Source organism: uncultured Brachyspira sp., assembly GCF_944390845.1.
GTDB classification, from domain to species: Bacteria; Spirochaetota; Brachyspiria; order Brachyspirales; family Brachyspiraceae; genus Brachyspira; species Brachyspira pulli.
The window spans coordinates 1-17,369 of sequence record NZ_CALXRM010000072.1; the positions used below are offsets into that span (position 1 = coordinate 1).

Annotated in this window: 8 protein-coding genes; 5 read left to right on the forward strand and 3 right to left on the reverse strand. The window is 25.9% G+C overall.

The window, feature by feature from the left end; genetic code table 11:
- Positions 1-351: 351 nt before the first annotated feature.
- The gene (locus tag Q0K52_RS12320) at positions 352-1,146 is read left to right on the forward strand and encodes a BspA family leucine-rich repeat surface protein (protein ID WP_297299834.1); all 795 of its coding nucleotides are present in this window, start codon (positions 352-354) and stop codon (positions 1,144-1,146) included.
- An 11-nt stretch (positions 1,147-1,157) separates the two neighbouring features.
- Positions 1,158-2,648, forward strand: a complete 1,491-nt coding sequence (locus Q0K52_RS12325) for a BspA family leucine-rich repeat surface protein (RefSeq protein ID WP_297299836.1) — start codon at positions 1,158-1,160, stop codon at positions 2,646-2,648.
- Positions 2,649-2,731: 83 nt separating this feature from the next.
- On the opposite strand, the gene Q0K52_RS12330 is transcribed toward Q0K52_RS12325, so the two are convergent.
- From Q0K52_RS12330 to Q0K52_RS12340, 3 genes are all read right to left on the reverse strand, one after another.
- On the reverse strand, positions 2,732-5,848 hold the full coding sequence (locus Q0K52_RS12330) for a type I restriction endonuclease subunit R (protein ID WP_297299837.1): 3,117 nt from the start codon (positions 5,846-5,848) through the stop codon (positions 2,732-2,734).
- Between the two features lie 589 nt (positions 5,849-6,437).
- Positions 6,438-7,580 (reverse strand): restriction endonuclease subunit S, encoded by a 1,143-nt coding sequence (locus Q0K52_RS12335; RefSeq protein ID WP_297299839.1) that lies wholly within the window; start codon positions 7,578-7,580, stop codon positions 6,438-6,440.
- Positions 7,581-8,418: 838 nt separating this feature from the next.
- Complete coding sequence (locus Q0K52_RS12340; RefSeq protein WP_297299842.1) at positions 8,419-10,008, reverse strand: type I restriction-modification system subunit M; 1,590 nt, start codon at positions 10,006-10,008, stop codon at positions 8,419-8,421.
- 510 nt (positions 10,009-10,518) lie between these two features.
- On the opposite strand from Q0K52_RS12340, the gene Q0K52_RS12345 reads away from it, so the two are divergent.
- The 3 genes from Q0K52_RS12345 to Q0K52_RS12355 all read left to right on the forward strand — a co-directional run bounded on the left by Q0K52_RS12345 (position 10,519) and on the right by Q0K52_RS12355 (position 16,829).
- The gene (locus Q0K52_RS12345; RefSeq protein WP_297299844.1) at positions 10,519-13,092 is read left to right on the forward strand and encodes a BspA family leucine-rich repeat surface protein; all 2,574 of its coding nucleotides are present in this window, start codon (positions 10,519-10,521) and stop codon (positions 13,090-13,092) included.
- 107 nt (positions 13,093-13,199) lie between these two features.
- On the forward strand, positions 13,200-14,066 hold the full coding sequence (locus tag Q0K52_RS12350) for an Rpn family recombination-promoting nuclease/putative transposase (RefSeq protein ID WP_297299846.1): 867 nt from the start codon (positions 13,200-13,202) through the stop codon (positions 14,064-14,066).
- 372 nt (positions 14,067-14,438) lie between these two features.
- Positions 14,439-16,829 carry a BspA family leucine-rich repeat surface protein gene (locus Q0K52_RS12355; protein ID WP_297299848.1) on the forward strand — a complete coding sequence of 797 codons (2,391 nt, stop codon included), beginning with the start codon at positions 14,439-14,441 and terminating at the stop codon, positions 16,827-16,829.
- Positions 16,830-17,369 lie beyond the last annotated feature (540 nt).

Here is a 17,369-nt window from a genome sequence, read left to right on the forward strand (position 1 = left end):
AACGTGAATTATCAATAGCATTAGCAGAGAACTTTCATCTGTTTGAAAATTGACAAAATATATTTGTTTAGGTATATTTATTGCTTTATCAGAAATTTTAGTACCCGCCCAAGTTTTATTTAAATTTGTTGTGTTATCACCGCACGCAGAATAATACAAAAAATATAATTTAATATGAATTCTAATTTAATTTATTATTAAAATACATTCACCGTGCGTTAGAAAAAATAATTTTTTTATTTTTATATTAACTTTTTATGCGGCTATACTATTTAGTATTTATTAAAAATTATACTTTTAAAATTGCCTTAAAAGATATAAAATATAAAAAATTAATTAGGAATCATAATAATGAAATATAAACCTCAAACTAAAGAAGAATTAAAAGAATTAGTGCAAGATGACAATATTTATTTAGGCGATATAGATACAGTTCTTATAACAGATATGAGTCATTTATTTGAATGCTCTAAAAGAAAAAATTTTGAAGGCTTAGAAAATTGGAATATTTCTAATGTAACAGATATAAGTTATATGTTTTTATCTTGTGAAAATTTTAATAATAATATAAATAATTGGGATACTTCAAATATAAAAAATATGTCGCATTTATTTTCTTATTGTCAAGTTTTTAATCAGTCATTAAATAAATGGAATGTTTCAAATGTTACAGATATGAGTTATATATTTGAAAGCTGTACTAACTTTAATCAAGATTTAAATTCTTGGAATGTGTCTAATGTTGAAAATATGAATGCTTTATTTTATGATTGTGAAATATTTAATCAATCTTTAAATAATTGGAATGTAAGTAAAGTAAAAAACATGCGTTATATGTTTAGAAATTGTTATGAATTTAATAATGATATTTCAAATTGGGACGTTTCAAATGTTGAAGATATGTCAAATATGTTTGAAGAAGCATTTGAATTTAATTGTGATATTAGTAAATGGAATGTATCTAAAGTAAAATATATGAATTCAATGTTTGCTTTTGCTGAAAATTTTAATCAGGATATTTCAAATTGGAATGTTTCTAATGCCGAAAATATGCAATATATGTTTAGTGGTGCAAAATCATTTAATAAAAATATAAGCAGATGGAATATAAAAAAAGACTGCAATATAAGAGGTATGTTTAATTAAAAGGTATAAATATGTATAAACCAACAACAAAAGAAGAATTAAAAACATTAACAGATGATGAAAATATTAATTTAGGCGATATAGATACAAGTTTAATAAATGATATGAGCTGTTTATTTAAAGAATCTACAAGAAAAAAATTTAATGGTATTGAAAATTGGGATACTTCTAATGTTTTAGATATGCATGATATGTTTTTTAATTGCAGAAAATTCAATAATGATTTATCAAAATGGAATGTATACAAAGTTGAAAATATGGCTTGTATGTTTTTCGGTGCTGAAGAATTTAATCAGCATATAGGTGATTGGAATGTATCTAATGTTAAAGATATGAATAGTATATTCTGGGGTTGTAAAAAGTTTAATCAAGATTTAAATAACTGGAATGTTTCTAATGTTGAAAATATGAGTTTTATGTTTTATGGTGCAGTATCTTTCAATCAGCCATTGAATAATTGGAATGTAGGCAATGTTAAAAATATGTATGGAATGTTTAATGGATGTAAGGTATTTAATCAAGATTTAAACGATTGGAATGTTTCTAGTGTTGAAGATATGAGCTGTATGTTTTTTGAAGCAGAAAATTTCAATCAGCCTTTAAATAACTGGAATGTAAGTAATGTTAATAAGATGTATAGTATGTTTGGAGGAGCTAAAAAGTTTAATCAGAGTTTGAATGATTGGAATGTTTCTGATGTTACAGATATGAATAGTATGTTTAAAGGAGCAGAAAGTTTTAATCAGCCTTTGAATAACTGGAATACTTACAATGCTGAAAATATGCGAAGTATGTTTGAAGAAGCTTTTAACTTTAATCAAGATATTAATAATTGGAATGTAAGTAAAGTAAAAGATATGAGCGGTATGTTTTGTAAATGTAAAACTTTTAATCAGGCTTTAAATAATTGGGATACTTCAAATGTTACAAATATGAGATGTATGTTTTTTGAGGCAGAAAATTTTAATCAGGATATTAACAAATGGAATGTAAAAAATATAGAAAATATGCTTTCTATGTTTGAGAATGCTTATAGTTTTAATCAGCCTTTATATAATTGGGATACATCTAATGTTTTATATATGAATCGTATGTTTTTTAATGCAAAGAATTTTAATCAAGATATTAATAATTGGAATGTGTGTAATGTTAAAAATATGAAAGATATGTTTTCCGGCTGTGAAAGTTTTAATCAGTCAATAGGTGATTGGAAAATAAATAAAACTTGTGTTATTGATAACATATTTGAAAATGCTCTTTCTTTAAAAAATGTTAAATCAATACTTAATATTTATTTTCTTGCTAGAGGAAATCATAAAAAAAGACTTTTATCTATGCTTGAAGAATGCAATATTAAAGAAGTTTATACAGAATCCATACAATATACCAAATTAAAAGATTTTATAAAAAAGCTTGAAAATGTATATTATGATGAATTAAAAGAACTGATTGATAAGAAAGAAGATATTATAAAAGAGCATAAACAAAATAATAAAAAATAAATAGTTAATATATTTATTATGATTATACTATTACAATATTTATATATTTGTAATAGTATAATTTTTTTATGTATTTAAAATATTTATATTAAACCTGAATACTTTTCAAAGAAAGACTGCAATTTTTCTACAACAATTTGTTTTTTCTCTATTTTATTTCCCTGCTTGCTGAATCTTGATATTGGAGGAAGTATTTTATCAATGTCTGTTCCTGAAGTTCTTATCTCTCCATATTCAAAACAGCTAGTTATAAAATCATTTGTTTCTTTTTCTTTTAAATTTTCGTCTTTAATTATTTGTATTAAATCTTTTTCTTTTTCTTCTTTTACGTATTGATAGAATTCTTCTTGAATATCTGTGTCGGAAGTATTCATTTGATTAATAAAGTTTTCAATCAATTCTCTTTTACTTCTTAATTCAATACCGGCATTAATTAATTTTCTAACATGTTCTATTATAGTATCTTTGTCTTTATTTTCATTTTTGTATCTTGCTACTATTAGAAGTATATAATCAATATTTACTTCAACTTGTTTAATGAGTTCTATTTCAAATACAACATCATCTTGAATATTTTCTATTTCAGGATTATTATTAGTTTTGTCTTTAATAATCTCTGTATATAAATCAGAATATTTTCCGCTGTAATCCTGAAAATCTATGTCAGACAGTATTTTTTCTCTGTCTTCTCTAAAACTATCGAAAGCAGAAAGAGTGTTTCTTATTTTTAATAAATCACCAAATAATTTAATAAATAATTTTTTGTCTTCTTCTGTAACAATAGCTTCATTAATAGGGAATTTAGTTTTAAGTAAATCAACAATTTCTGTGTATCCTAAAACATGCTCGCCATTTTCATCGTATCCGTTAAAATAATCTTTATAAGTTTTAAGTAATGCTATAGAGTTGGCATCTTTATCGCCGAAAACAGAAAGAGCTTTGTTTGTATTTTCTTCTAAGTTCATGAAGGAAACTATATTTCCGAAAGTTTTAACAGAGTTCAAAATTCTGTTCGTTCTAGAAAAGGCCTGTATAAGACCATGCATTTGTAGTCTCTTATCAACCCATAAAGTATTTAAAGTAGGGGCGTCAAAACCTGTTAAAAACATATTTACTACTATTAAAATATCAATTTGATTATTTTTCATCTGCAATGAAACATCTTTGTAATAATTTTCAAATTTCTCATCAGATGTATCATAATTTGTTTTGAATATTTGATTATAATCTTTTATAGCACTTTCAAGAAACTCTCTTGAATCTTCATCAAGATTTTTAGGTTCAAAATTTTCTTCTTGAATTGTGTCATCATAATTATCATTGTTATCATTTTGTACAAAACTAAATATTGTAGCAACTTTTAAATTGCTTGAAGTTTCTCTTATTTGTTTTTGGAACTCTTTATAATATTTCTTGGCTGCTTTTATTGAAGATACTGCAAAAATGGAATTGAATCCTTTAACTTCTCTTTTCTCTTTCTTTTCTTTAACAGTATTATGTTTTGATTTAGCCATATCCTCTACATTTACAATAATATCATGACTATAAGCGGCATTATTAGAATTTCTGTAAGTCTTCTGATCAAAATGTTCTATTATGTATTTTACTATTAATCTTATTCTTTCATCATTTAAAAGTACATCATCTGTATTTATGCCTTTTACTTTTTTATCTTCAAAATCTTTAGCTTCTTTCACAGTATTAATATAATCTATTCTAAAAGGCAAAACATTTTTATCACGAATGGCATCAACTATAGTATATGTGTGAAGTTTTTCTCCAAAAGCATTTTCAGTGGTTTTTAGATTCGGATATTTTTCATCGTCTTTTTCTTTTTTGAAAATAGGTGTGCCGGTAAATCCGAATATATTATAATTTTTAAAAGCCTTTTTTATTTTTTCATTCATCTCGCCAAATTGAGAACGATGACATTCATCAAAAATCATAACAATATGCTTTTTATAAACTTCATGATTTTCATTTTTCTGAATGAATCTTGATAATTTCTGAATGGTAGTAATAATTATTTTTACATCATCTTTTTCTAATTGCTCTTTTAATATTTTTGTGGAGGTATTGCTGTTGGCTGCACCTTTTTGAAATTTATCATATTCTTTCATAGTCTGATAATCGAGGTCTTTTCTATCAACTACAAAAAGCACTTTATCTACAAAATGAAGCGATCTAGCTAAAGTGGCAGTTTTAAAACTTGTAAGAGTTTTTCCGCTTCCTGTGGTATGCCAAATATAACCGCCTGATTCCTTTTTTGATCTTATTTTATGATTCTCTGATATTATAATCTTGTTTATAATATTCTCTGCTGCTGCAATCTGATAAGGACGCATAACTAAAAGTGCTTTGTCTGAAGTAAATACACAATATTTAGTTAATATATTTAATAGAGTAAATTTTGAAAAGAAAGTTTTAGTAAAATCCACCAAGTCTGGAATAATTTTATTTCTAGCATCAGCCCAAAAACTCGTAAACTCAAAAGTATTTGAAGTTTTTACTTGACGTTCACTATTCTTTATATGTCTATATCTTGTAGTATTTGAATAATATTTTGTATTAGTACCATTTGATATAACGAATAATTGTACATATTGATAAAGCCCAGAACCTGCCCAGAAATTTTCTTCCCCGTATCTGTTTATTTGATTGAATGCCTCTCTTATATTAACGCCTCTTCTTTTCAGCTCAATATGAACCATAGGCAAGCCGTTTATTAAAATAGTAACATCGTATCTGGCTTTTTTCGCTGAACTTTCTTCTTTATATTGATTAATAACTTGTAAATTATTATTATATATATTATCAGCATCTATTAAATAAATATTTTTAGTTTCTCCATTGTCCTGTTTTAATATAAAAATGCGTTCTTCCTGTATCTTAAAAGTTTTATGTTCTATCTTCTCATTACCGTTCGCTATAGTATTATGAAAGAAATTATCCCATTCATTTTCGGTAAAAGTATAATCATTTAATTTTTCTAATTGCTTTCTAAGGTTTTTAATCAAATCATTTTCATTTTTTATATTTATATATTCATAGCCTTGTTCTGTAAGCTGTTTGATAAATCCTTCTTCAAGTTCTTCTTCAGTTTGATATTTAGTTCTTGTTCTCTCTACTGGTATATATTTAGCGACAACAGTACTTTCCTCAGACATTTTAATGATATCAATGTTTTCTTTATTTTCCATAAAATAACCTCTTATTTATATTTTTATTATTACAAATCTATTTAATGATGTGTTCTTTTTTGCCTACACAAAAAAGAACCAAAAAATGTATTTCTTTTTTGTAAAAAAGAAACAAAAAACAATTACATCATGTTGGCAAAGAACAAATTTTTATTATATATCCCAAGTCTTCTTTTTTGAAAAAAGAAGCAAAAAATTTTATTTAAATAAAAAACGCAGGATAAAGCCTTTTATATAGAAATAAAAGTTTTACTAATACTTTGTACTTTTTGTATATACCTAAACAATTATATTCTGTCAATTTAAAATATTTGCGGGGCTTTGCCCCACACCCCAGTTCTTTTATTGGTATAAAAGAACTTTATATCCTCGACAAGCTCGGATACGCTTCGCGAAAGACTGCATTTTTTGGGTATATCCTATATTTAATAGGAATGTTTTTAACATAAAGTTCTAGCAATTGCGTTTTTCGCTCTGCGTGCTGTAGGCAGCAACTTTGACGAAGTCCGCAGAGCGTGTGCTACAAAAAAGTAGCTAACATTTATATAAAGTCCATTAGTTGACAAACTTAAAAAATTTCGGTATATAATTAAACTTTCTTCTCCTTAAACGTTAATAATTTATCTCTGTAGTATTCATACTGTTTTTTACGCATTTCTATTTCTGCAGGTAAACCTGAACTAATGTCATTACATAAAGCGTCAAAACGGTCAAGTATTTTAACAATGCGTTCTTGCTCCTCCAAAGGCGGTACTGGAATTTTTAAATTTCTTATTCCGTCTGAAGTTATTGAATCAAATATGGCACCTTTATATTTATCTGAAATGTATTTAATGCTGTTTTTCAAACTATAAAATATATATTTATTACTGACTTCACAATTAGAATTAATACTACATAGCCCACGACCTATACATATATCAGTATTAGCTATATTTAATTTTCCAACAGGAGCCCTTACACTCATTAATATAGAACCATTAACAGCAATTTTTTTAATATCAGATGAATATGTATTAATTAAAGGATAAACTGTACCAAATGTAGCACATCCTTGTAAAAATGGAAGACCGATATTGTTTTTATTATATGATTTAGAGTCTGGAGATTGTCCCATTACTATATGAGCTATATCTCCAAGTCTTTTCCATTGAGATTTATCATTTCTAAACGTCAACAGCTTATTTCTATAATACTCATACTGTTTTTTTCTGAGTGTTAATTCTTCATTAAGGCAATCTTGATATTCTGTAAAAGTGTCTAATATATGCACTATCTCTTTTTGTACTTCTATTGGTGGGAGTGGTATAGTAAATTTAGAATATTTTTCTATCCATTGACGAGCATGTTCTATTGGTATATATTTGATATTTTTCATACAATAATATAAATATCTAAAATTTGACTTATTTTCATCTATAACTTTAAGTATTTTCATTGCTGATGATTTTACTTTAAAATTAAAATCAACCCAATGAAAAGAAGTTGTAAAATCATCGAATATAATTACAGGTTCTTTTTTATTAGCTTTATATATTCCATCTTTTTCATTTGTATAACCAAGTATAAATGATTGACCAGCAGTTAATACAGGAACATCATAATCATTATTATATTTAGTATCTTGTACAATATATTTTGAAGGCTGTTCATAGTCAATTACAGAATTTAATTCTACATATTCCACGCCGTCGGGACAATGTTTTTTTATTAAATCTTCTAGTACGCTCATATTAAGTTAATACCTACAATATTTAATGCTCTACATTATAACAGATTATAGCAAATTATCAAAAATATTTTTACTGTAATCATTGGATATTCAGCCGCCCTATAAAAAGCTATTTACAATATTTTACTATATGGAGTTAGTTGTATACATGACTGTAATTCTTTCGGTTGCGTACAAAAAAAAATTGATTATTTAAGATTTTTTTTAAATTCTTAGGCTTATTTTGTTAAAAATGTTTGTTTAACTTTAAAGGGTGGGCGGGCGGGATATTCTAATTTTGAAAAATGAAAAGTAATCAGCCGCACGTATAGTGGACGTTTGATAATGTTGGCATTACCGTGCGGGAAGCCCCTACGGCTAGTAGTCGGGACAGTGTTTGTTTATTAAATCTTCTAGTACGCTCATATTAAGTTAATACCTACAATATATAATACTTTACATTATAACAGATTATAGCAAATTATCAAAAATATTTTTATTGTAATAGTTGGATATTCAGCCGCTCTATAAAAAGCTATTTACAATATTTTACTATATGGAGTTAGTTGTATACATGACTGTAATTCTTTCGGTTATGTACAAAAAAATTGATTATTTAAGATTTTTTTAAATTCTTAGGCTTATTTTGTTAAAAATGTTTGTTTAACTTTAAAGGGTGGGCGGGCGGGATATTCTAATTTTGAAAAATGAAAAGTAATCAGCCGCACGTATAAAGGACTATCCATAATATTATGATATACTGTGCGGGTTGCCTCCGCAAAGCGTACCCAATGGGTATAGGCTAGTAGTCGGGACAGTGTTTTTTTATTAAATCTTCTAGTACGCTCATATAAAAATATTAGCCCTCTATTTCTTTGATGATTTTATCTATTTCTTTGCGTAGTTTTTCTTCCTTCAAAACTATTTCTTCAATTTCTTTATTCAATACTTTTATATCTACTTTTTCCCTTGTGTCTTTCTGCTCTACATAAGTGGATACTGATAAATTATAGTCCTGTGCTTCTATCTCTTCCTTTTTGGCTAAATAGCATTTATGTTTTTTAGTTTCTCTTTTTGTAAAATAAGATAAAATATCTTGTATATTCTTATCGCTTAATTTGTTATTATTAGTTGCCTTTTCATAATCTTCGCTTGCATCTATAAATAAAGTTTTGCCGTCTATCTTTGATTTTGATAATACCATTATACAAGTAGCTATTGATGTGCCGTAAAATAAATTGTCAGGAAGCTGTATAATGCATTCTATAAAATTATTGTCTATTAAATATTTTCTTATTTTCTGTTCTGCTCCGCCTCTGTACATAATGCCCGGGAAACATACTATTGCCGCAAGTGCTGCAGTATCAAGCCAAGAAAGTGAATGAAGAATAAATGCAAAGTCTGCTTTAGATTTTGGTGCCAATATTCCGGCAGGAGCATAACGCGGATCATTTATTAAAAGGCTATTGTCTTCGCCTGCCCATTTTATAGAGTAGGGAGGATTTGAAACTATTGCATCAAAAGGTTCATCGTCTACATGTTTGGGATCTGTTAAAGTATCTCCATGAGCTATATCAAATTTCTCATAACCTATATCATGCAAAAACATATTTATTCTGCATAGGTTGTATGTGGTGATATTTATTTCCTGTCCGAAATAAAATATTTTTCTTTCTTCATCATTTAATATTTTTTTGAACTTTAAAAGTAATGAACCGCTTCCGCATGCTGGGTCGTATACTCTTCTAATTTCACTTTTTCCTGTAACAGTAATTCTTGTAAGAAGTTCAGAAACTTCCTGAGGCGTAAAAAACTCTCCTCCGCTTTTGCCTGCATTTGATGCATACATACCCATCAAATATTCATAAGCATCACCGAATGCATCGATTGAATGATCTTTAAAATCTCCAAGTTCTATATCAGCAATACCATTTATAAGTTTTATTAATCTTTCATTTCTTTTCAATACTGTAGGGCCTAATTTATTGCTGTTTACATCTATATCATCGAAAAGCCCTGCAATTTTTGTTTCGCTTTTTGTTCCTTTAGCTGAGTTTTCTATATCTTTAAATATTTTCTGAAGTCTTTCGTTTAGATTATGTTTATCTTTGCTGTCTTCTTTATTGATTTGATTATTAGCTTCTTTTCTTATATTTTCAAAAAGTTCGCTAGGATATATAAAAAATCCTTGTTCTGTTATAATATCAGTTTTTACATCTTCAACATCTTCATCTTTTAAATCTGCATAATTAAATTCTTTGTTTCCAGAGTCCCATTCATTTTGATTTATATAGTTTGCTAGATGTTCAGAAATATATCTGTAAAATAGCATTCCAAGTATATACTGTTTAAAATCCCAGCCGTCAACGCTTCCTCTCAAGTCGTCCGCTATTTTCCATATTTTGCTGTGAAGCTCATCGCGTTGTATTATGCTTTTATTATCTGCCATTTCTTACTCCAAACTATATAAATTTGTATTATTTTAACATATTATATTATTTTCTCAACATTTTATATATTTTATTGAATTATAATTAATTTTTTAACATAAATTTACATAAATAGTAATTAAAGATATTAATAAAATAAACTTATATATTGAGCATAACAATATAAAAATTATGTAAACTTCTTATAAATAGAAATTAAATATGAATGTATGAATAAATACAAAACATTAACAAAAAATAATTAGTATTTACTGATGAAATAAAACTTTATTATGTTGATACAAGCTCATTACATAATATAAGATTGGAAAGAAAATTTTTCATGCTTCAAAATAAATTGCCAAATTGGTATAAACCGCAAAATAAATAGCATACTATATCATAATAATAAAATTATTTTTAGAAGTAATCAAAAATAAAATTCTTTTTAAATATAGAAAATTTATACAATATATATTATACTATAAATCCATATTATAATTATGTAAACTTATTATGAGGAGAAATTGATGAAGAAATATAAGCCTGAAACAAAACAAGAATTAGAACAATTAGTATATACTGACGGAATAAAACTCTATGATGTAGATACAAGCCTTATTACAGATATGAGCGAGCTTTTTCATAACAGCACCAGAAAAGATTTTGAAGGCATAGAAGATTGGGACGTTTCTAATGTTGAGGATATGTCTTATATGTTTGCCCATATGAGTTATGATAGTTATGAAAACCGTTCTAAAGCTAAGTTTAATCATAATCTTAATAATTGGAATGTTTCCAAAGTTAAGCATATGAGCTTTATGTTTTATTATTGTCAGGATTTAAATCAGCCTTTAGATAAATGGGACGTTTCTAATGTTCAGGATACATTTAGAATGTTTGATAATTGTAAAAAATTCAATCAGCCTTTAAATAGCTGGAATGTATCAAATGTCACAAATATGAGCGGTATGTTTCAGGTAGCAGAAAATTTCAATCAGCCTTTAGACAAGTGGGACGTTTCAAAAGTTACAACTATGAGGGCTATGTTTAATTATGCTAAAGCTTTTAATCAAGATATAAGTAATTGGAATGTTAGTAAAGTTGAAGATATGGGTTATATGTTTAGTATATGCGTTAATTTTAATCAGCCTCTTAATGATTGGGACGTATCTAAAGTAAAAACTATGGAAGGTATGTTTAGAAGTGCTTTCAAATTCAATCAGCCTCTTGATAAATGGAATACTTCAAAGGTTGAAAATATGAATCAGATGTTTAATGAGGCTTTAAAATTTAATCAGCCTTTAAATAGCTGGAATGTTTCCAATGTAAAAACTATGGAATCTATGTTTCGAGGTACTGAATCTTTTAATCAGCCTTTGGATAAATGGGATACAAAAAAATTAAAAACAATGTTTGGAATGTTTGACTTTGCCGAAGGTTATAATAGTTTTGACTCATTAGCAAACTGGGATTTAAATAAAGTATCAGAAATGAGTAATTTATGTTTTAAAAGGTATGAAGAACTGCCTTTAAGAATCAAAGCGTATCTTCAGGCGTTTTATGGTTCTTATAAAGATTATTTAACTGTTACAAAAGAAAATGTCAAAGAAGTATATGATCTTATTTCAAAAGACACAAATAAAAAAGTTTTGTCATTTAAAAAGAGATTAGAAAGTGAGTTTAGCGAAGAACTTTCATCTGTTACAGATAATTATAATTTCAAAACTATAGAAGAAGCAGAAAAGTATGTTGAAAATAATTATAATAAAAAAGATGATAAGAAAGTTAGCTTTATAAATGATTATAAGGTTTTGATAAAAGATAAATCAAGAGAAGTTGCAAATAAAGTTTTAAAATATATATATTTGGAATATTTGCTTCTTAAAAGAGATGTTAAAAAATTAGTACAGATTGATAATATAGTTAATTTGCTTGATAAAGAATCATTTATAAATTTTACTAAAAATATTTATGATGAAACTAATAAAGAAACAGCTGCTTTTATTTATGGAATATATGGAGGAGATGAGGCAGTAAAAAATATATATAAGAAAGAAAAAGACACAAAACTTTCGCTTTTAATAATTAAATTAAATATGCAAAGTAAATATGCCCTTAGATTATTATATGAAATATATTCAAATACAAAAAAATCTGAAGTCAGTTATGAAGCTGATAAATTGATTGATGAAGTAATGGAAAAGATGGATATTAGTTATAATGAATTCCAATTAAGATATTCATCTGATTTCGGATTTAATTCTCAAGGTGAAAAAGTATTAAATGAAGATTATAAATTAATTTTGAATAGCGATTATTCTTTGAGTCTTTTTGATATAAAAAATAATAAGGAACTTAAAAAAGCACCTCAAAATCTTTCTGAAGATTTAAAAGAAGAAATAACAAAATTAAGAAAAGAAATTCCTTCTTTTATGAAAAATACTGCTTCTCTTTTGGCTGTTTTATTAGCAAGCGGAGAAAAATACAGTTACGATTTGTTTAAAGAGATTTTTATTGATAATGCTATTATGAATAGATTTGCTTCATCTTTAATATGGAATTTATATGATAAAGATGATAATTTTGTAACAACTTTCAGATATTCAGGTGATGGAAGTTATTCAAACTGTGAAGATGAAGAAGTAAAAATTGATGATAATAGTTTTGTAAGTTTGGCAAGCCCTATAGAAATGGACGATGAAACTATAAATAAATGGAGAAAACAGCTTGAAGATTATGAAATAGCACAGCCTTTACAGCAATTAACTATCATAAAATTAGATAAAGATAATTTGAAAAGCGAATTAGAAAAAATAGATAATTCAGAAATAGCTTATGGTACTTTCAAAGCTTTCGGTGCAAGATATGGAATGTATACTGAGTATATAGGCTATGATGTTGTTTCAAGTTATTCTTTAAAATCAAAGAATGGAGATACTTTTAGTATATATGCTAATGTTAATTCAAACACTGATTTTCATGACAGAGTAAAAATTGATATTTATTTTACTAATGAAAATGGTGAAGAAGTAAGTAAAAGATTTATTTATACTTTATTGGTATTAATGATTTGGGATTTTAGATTGACAGATTTATTTTAATTTTTGATATTTTATAGAGTAGGCATCATGTTTTGTGTCTGCTCTATAAACAATAAATATACATAATTAATTTTGACAAACTTAGTAATTTTCAGTATAATATATTTATGAGAAATAATTTAAATATAAAAAAATATTTCAATCCTTTAAATGATTATTTTGTACGATATCTCTTTACTGATAAGGGAAGCAGTGAGTCTATACTTTTAGATTTTATAAATTCTATAATGCTTAATGCCAATATGAAGACTTTCCGCTCTGTTGAAATTTTAACCCCTTTTAATCTAAAGAAAAATAAAAACTTAAAGGAAACTATTGTCGATGTAAAATGTATTACTCAAAATGGTTCAGTAGTCATAATAGAGATACAATTACAAGGTAATTCAAGATTTCCAGAGAGAATACTTTATTATTGGGCAGCTAATTACAATAAGCTATTAAAGCATGGTGAAAGATATGATGAATTAACTCCTGTAATAAGTATTAATCTATTAAATTTCAATTTAGATAAGACAAAAAATATACATTCTTGTTATATGCTTTATGAGATGAATAATAAAAAGTTATTAACAGATCATCTTCAAATACATATAATAGAGTTAAAAAAATTCAAGAAAAACATATTAAGTAAAGATTTAAACTGTTGGTTAAAAATATTTACAAGCAAAAATTTGGAGGCTTCTATGTCTGAAATAGTAAAAGAAAAACCTATAATGGAAGAAGTGCAGAAAAAATATAATAATTTTGTCAAAAGTAAATTAATGATGATGGAATATGAAAAGAAAGAAGCATACTTATATGGCAATCAAATAATGCTTGATGAAGAAAGAAGATTAGGAAAGGAAGAAGGTATAAAAGAAGGTATTGAAAAAGAAAAATATTCATTAGCTAAAAATATGAAAAAAGAAAACATAGATGTTAATATTATAAGTAAGGTAACGGGTTTGAGTATGGAAGAAATAAACAAATTATAATATTTGTATTAGTTTTTATAGAAATAAATCATTTAAAATTTATAGTTAATTTATTTTTTACAGTGTATAATATTTTGTATATACCCAAAATTTTTAAGTTTATCAATTTTTTTGTTGTTCTTTTCCCGCAGCAAAAAGAACCAAAAAATGCAATGATAAAATTAGTACTAAATAGTACTAATTTTGTATTATATGTAATATAATTTATTAAATTTAAGCTTAAATATAGCCTTTTTGCTTCTTTGGGGCACCAAAAGAAGTGGGGTCTGGGGCAAAGCCCCAGATATAAAAACAAAAATATAAATTTATTTTTGACAAAATATAGTTGTTTAGGTAATAATATAATTCTATACCTATAATTATAGCAAATTTATGAATAAGTACAAACCAGCAACAAAAGAAGAATTAAAAAATTTAGTATTTACTGACGGTATAAAACTTAGTTGTGTAGATACAATCCTTATTAAGGATATGAGTTATCTTTTTCATAAAAGTGAAAGGAAAGACTTTGAAGGCATAGAAGATTGGGATACTTCTAATGTTGAAGATATGTCATTTATGTTTTTTTGGGCGATAGAGTTTAATCATACTTTAAATAACTGGAATGTATCTAATGTCAAAAATATGAGCGGTATGTTTCAGGCTGCTATGAAATTTAATCAGCCTTTATATAAATGGAACACTTCAAATGTTAAAACTATGAGTTTTATGTTTAATTATGCTAAATCATTTAATCAAAATATAAATAATTGGAATGTCAGTAAAGTTGAAGATTTAAGTTATATGTTTTGTGAGTGTGAAGCTTTTAATCAGCCTATTAATGATTGGGACGTATCTAATGTCAAAACTATGGAAGGTACATTTAGAAGAGCTTATAAATTCAATCAGCCTTTATATAAATGGGACACTTCAAAGGTTGAAAACATGCATGAGATGTTTGTACAATGCAAAGCTTTTAATCAGCCTTTAAATAGCTGGAATGTATCTAATGTGAAAAATATGGAAGCCATGTTTTGTGATACTCTTTCATTTAATCAGCCTCTTGATAAATGGAATACAAAAAACTTAAAAAAAATTGACTCAATGTTTAAGTATTCTAAAAGCTATGATTGTTATTACTCATTAGCAAATTGGGATTTAAATAAAATGTTAAATATGACTGATTTATGCGATGATAAAGAAAAATTGCCTTTGAGAATCAGAGCATATCTTCAGGCATTTTATGGTTCTTATCAAAATTATTTAAATATCACAAAAGATAATGTTAAAGAAATATACGATTTCATTTCAAAAGATACAAATAAAAAAATTGTAGCTTTAAGAAAAAAACTTGAAAGTGATTTTTCTTCAGTACTTTCATCTGTTACAGAAAATTATAATTTCAAAACTATAGAAGAAGCAGAAAAGTATATTGAAAACAATTATAATAAAAAAGATGATAAGAAAGTGAGTTTTATAAATAATGATTATAAAGTTTTAATAAAAGATAAATCAAGAGAAGTTAATATTAATGTTATAAAGTATATATATTTGGAATATTTGTCTATCAAAAGAGATGTTAAAAGATTAGTAAAAATTGATAATATAGTTAATTTACTTGATAAAGAATCATTCATAAAGTTTATACAAAATATTTATGATGAAACCAACAAAGAAACTGCTGCTTTTGTTTATGGAATATATGGAGGAGATGAGGCTTTAAAAAATATATATAAAGTACATGACACAAAACTTTCACTTATAACAATTAAATTAAATAATCAAAGTAAATATGCACTAAAATTATTATATAAAATATTTATGACTACAAAAAAAACAGAAGTTAGACTCGAGGCAGAAAAAATAATTAATGAATTACTTAAAGAAATGAATATTGATTATAGTGAATTTAGATTAAGATATGCTCTTGATTTCGGATTTAATTTTCAATGTGAAAAAGAGTTAAGCGATGATTATAAATTAATTTTGAATAGTGATTATTCTTTGAGCTTGTTTGATATAAAAAATAATAAAGAATTGAAAAAGATTCCTAAAAATCTTGATAAAAAGTTAAAAGTAGAAATAACAAAATTAAGAAAAGAAATAAAAAAGTTTATTAAAAATAATTCTAATCTTTTAGCCATTACATTAATAAACGGTAATAAATATAGTTATGATATATTCAAAGATATTTTTATTGATAATGTTATGATGAATAAATTTGCTTCATCTTTGATATGGAATCTATATGACAAAGATTCTAATTTTATAACAACTTTCAGATATTCATGCGACGGAAGTTATTCAAACTGTGAAGATGAAGAAATAAAAATTAATGATGATAATTTTATAAATTTAGCAAGTCCTATAGAAATGGACGATGACACTATAAATAAATGGAGAAAACAGCTTGAAGATTATGAAATAGCACAGCCTTTACAGCAATTAACCGTTATAAAATTAGATAAAAATAATTTGGAAAAAGAAATAAATAAAATAAAAAATATTAATGCAACTTATGCTACTTTTAAGTATTTTACTAAAAAATATGAAATGAATATTAGTAATGTAATAGGATATGATGGTATTATAACTTATTCATTTTCATCAAATGACGAAGATATTTTTACTATGACATCAAAAATTCAGGGGGAATATGATGAGCAAATAAATATTACTATTGATTTTAAAAAGAGTGAAAACAAAAAAGAGATAAGTAAAAGATTTGTTTATACTTTATTAGTATTAATTATATGGGATTTTAGATTGACAGATTTATTTTAATTTTTATATGAGTAAGAGGAGGCATAAAGTTTTTGTAAGAAACATTCTGTATTTTTTAAATAATAAGATATATAATTAATTGTTAGAAATTGTGTTTAATGTTAAATAAACTAAAAAAATTAAGTTTTTCAACTGATGCAGTTTATATAGAATTATCAACTTTTTTGCTGCACACGCTCTGCGGACTTCGTCAAAGTTGCTGCCTACGGCACGCAGAGCGAAAAACGCAAGTGTTACAACATTGTATTATTTAATATGTATTACATGTGTGGTAACACCTAAAATTTAGGTTCAAAATGCAGTCTTTCGCCGCAGGCGTACTTCGTATGGTTCTTTATGCCAATACCATACCTAAAGGTACTTCTTTCAGTCGCAGGCACTTCCTTCGGTCGCAAAAGAACTAGGGGTGTGTGGACTAGTCCCCGAAAATAATAACAATATAAAAATTGACAAACTTAAAAATTTTCAGTATATACTGAAAATTTTTAAGTTTGTCATTTTTTTAATATATTGTATAATAATAATATGGATTTTAATTTA

Excerpts from the sequence above, each read along its gene's own strand:
- Q0K52_RS12320 (WP_297299834.1), top strand. The coding sequence starts at position 352 with ATGAAATATAAACCTCAAACTAAAGAAGAATTAAAAGAATTAGTGCAA.
- Q0K52_RS12325 (WP_297299836.1), top strand. The coding sequence starts at position 1,158 with ATGTATAAACCAACAACAAAAGAAGAATTAAAAACATTAACAGATGAT.
- Q0K52_RS12330 (WP_297299837.1), bottom strand. The coding sequence starts at position 5,848 with ATGGAAAATAAAGAAAACATTGATATCATTAAAATGTCTGAGGAAAGT.
- Q0K52_RS12335 (WP_297299839.1), bottom strand. The coding sequence starts at position 7,580 with ATGAGCGTACTAGAAGATTTAATAAAAAAACATTGTCCCGACGGCGTG.
- Q0K52_RS12340 (WP_297299842.1), bottom strand. The coding sequence starts at position 10,008 with ATGGCAGATAATAAAAGCATAATACAACGCGATGAGCTTCACAGCAAA.
- Q0K52_RS12345 (WP_297299844.1), top strand. The coding sequence starts at position 10,519 with ATGAAGAAATATAAGCCTGAAACAAAACAAGAATTAGAACAATTAGTA.
- Q0K52_RS12350 (WP_297299846.1), top strand. The coding sequence starts at position 13,200 with ATGAGAAATAATTTAAATATAAAAAAATATTTCAATCCTTTAAATGAT.
- Q0K52_RS12355 (WP_297299848.1), top strand. The coding sequence starts at position 14,439 with ATGAATAAGTACAAACCAGCAACAAAAGAAGAATTAAAAAATTTAGTA.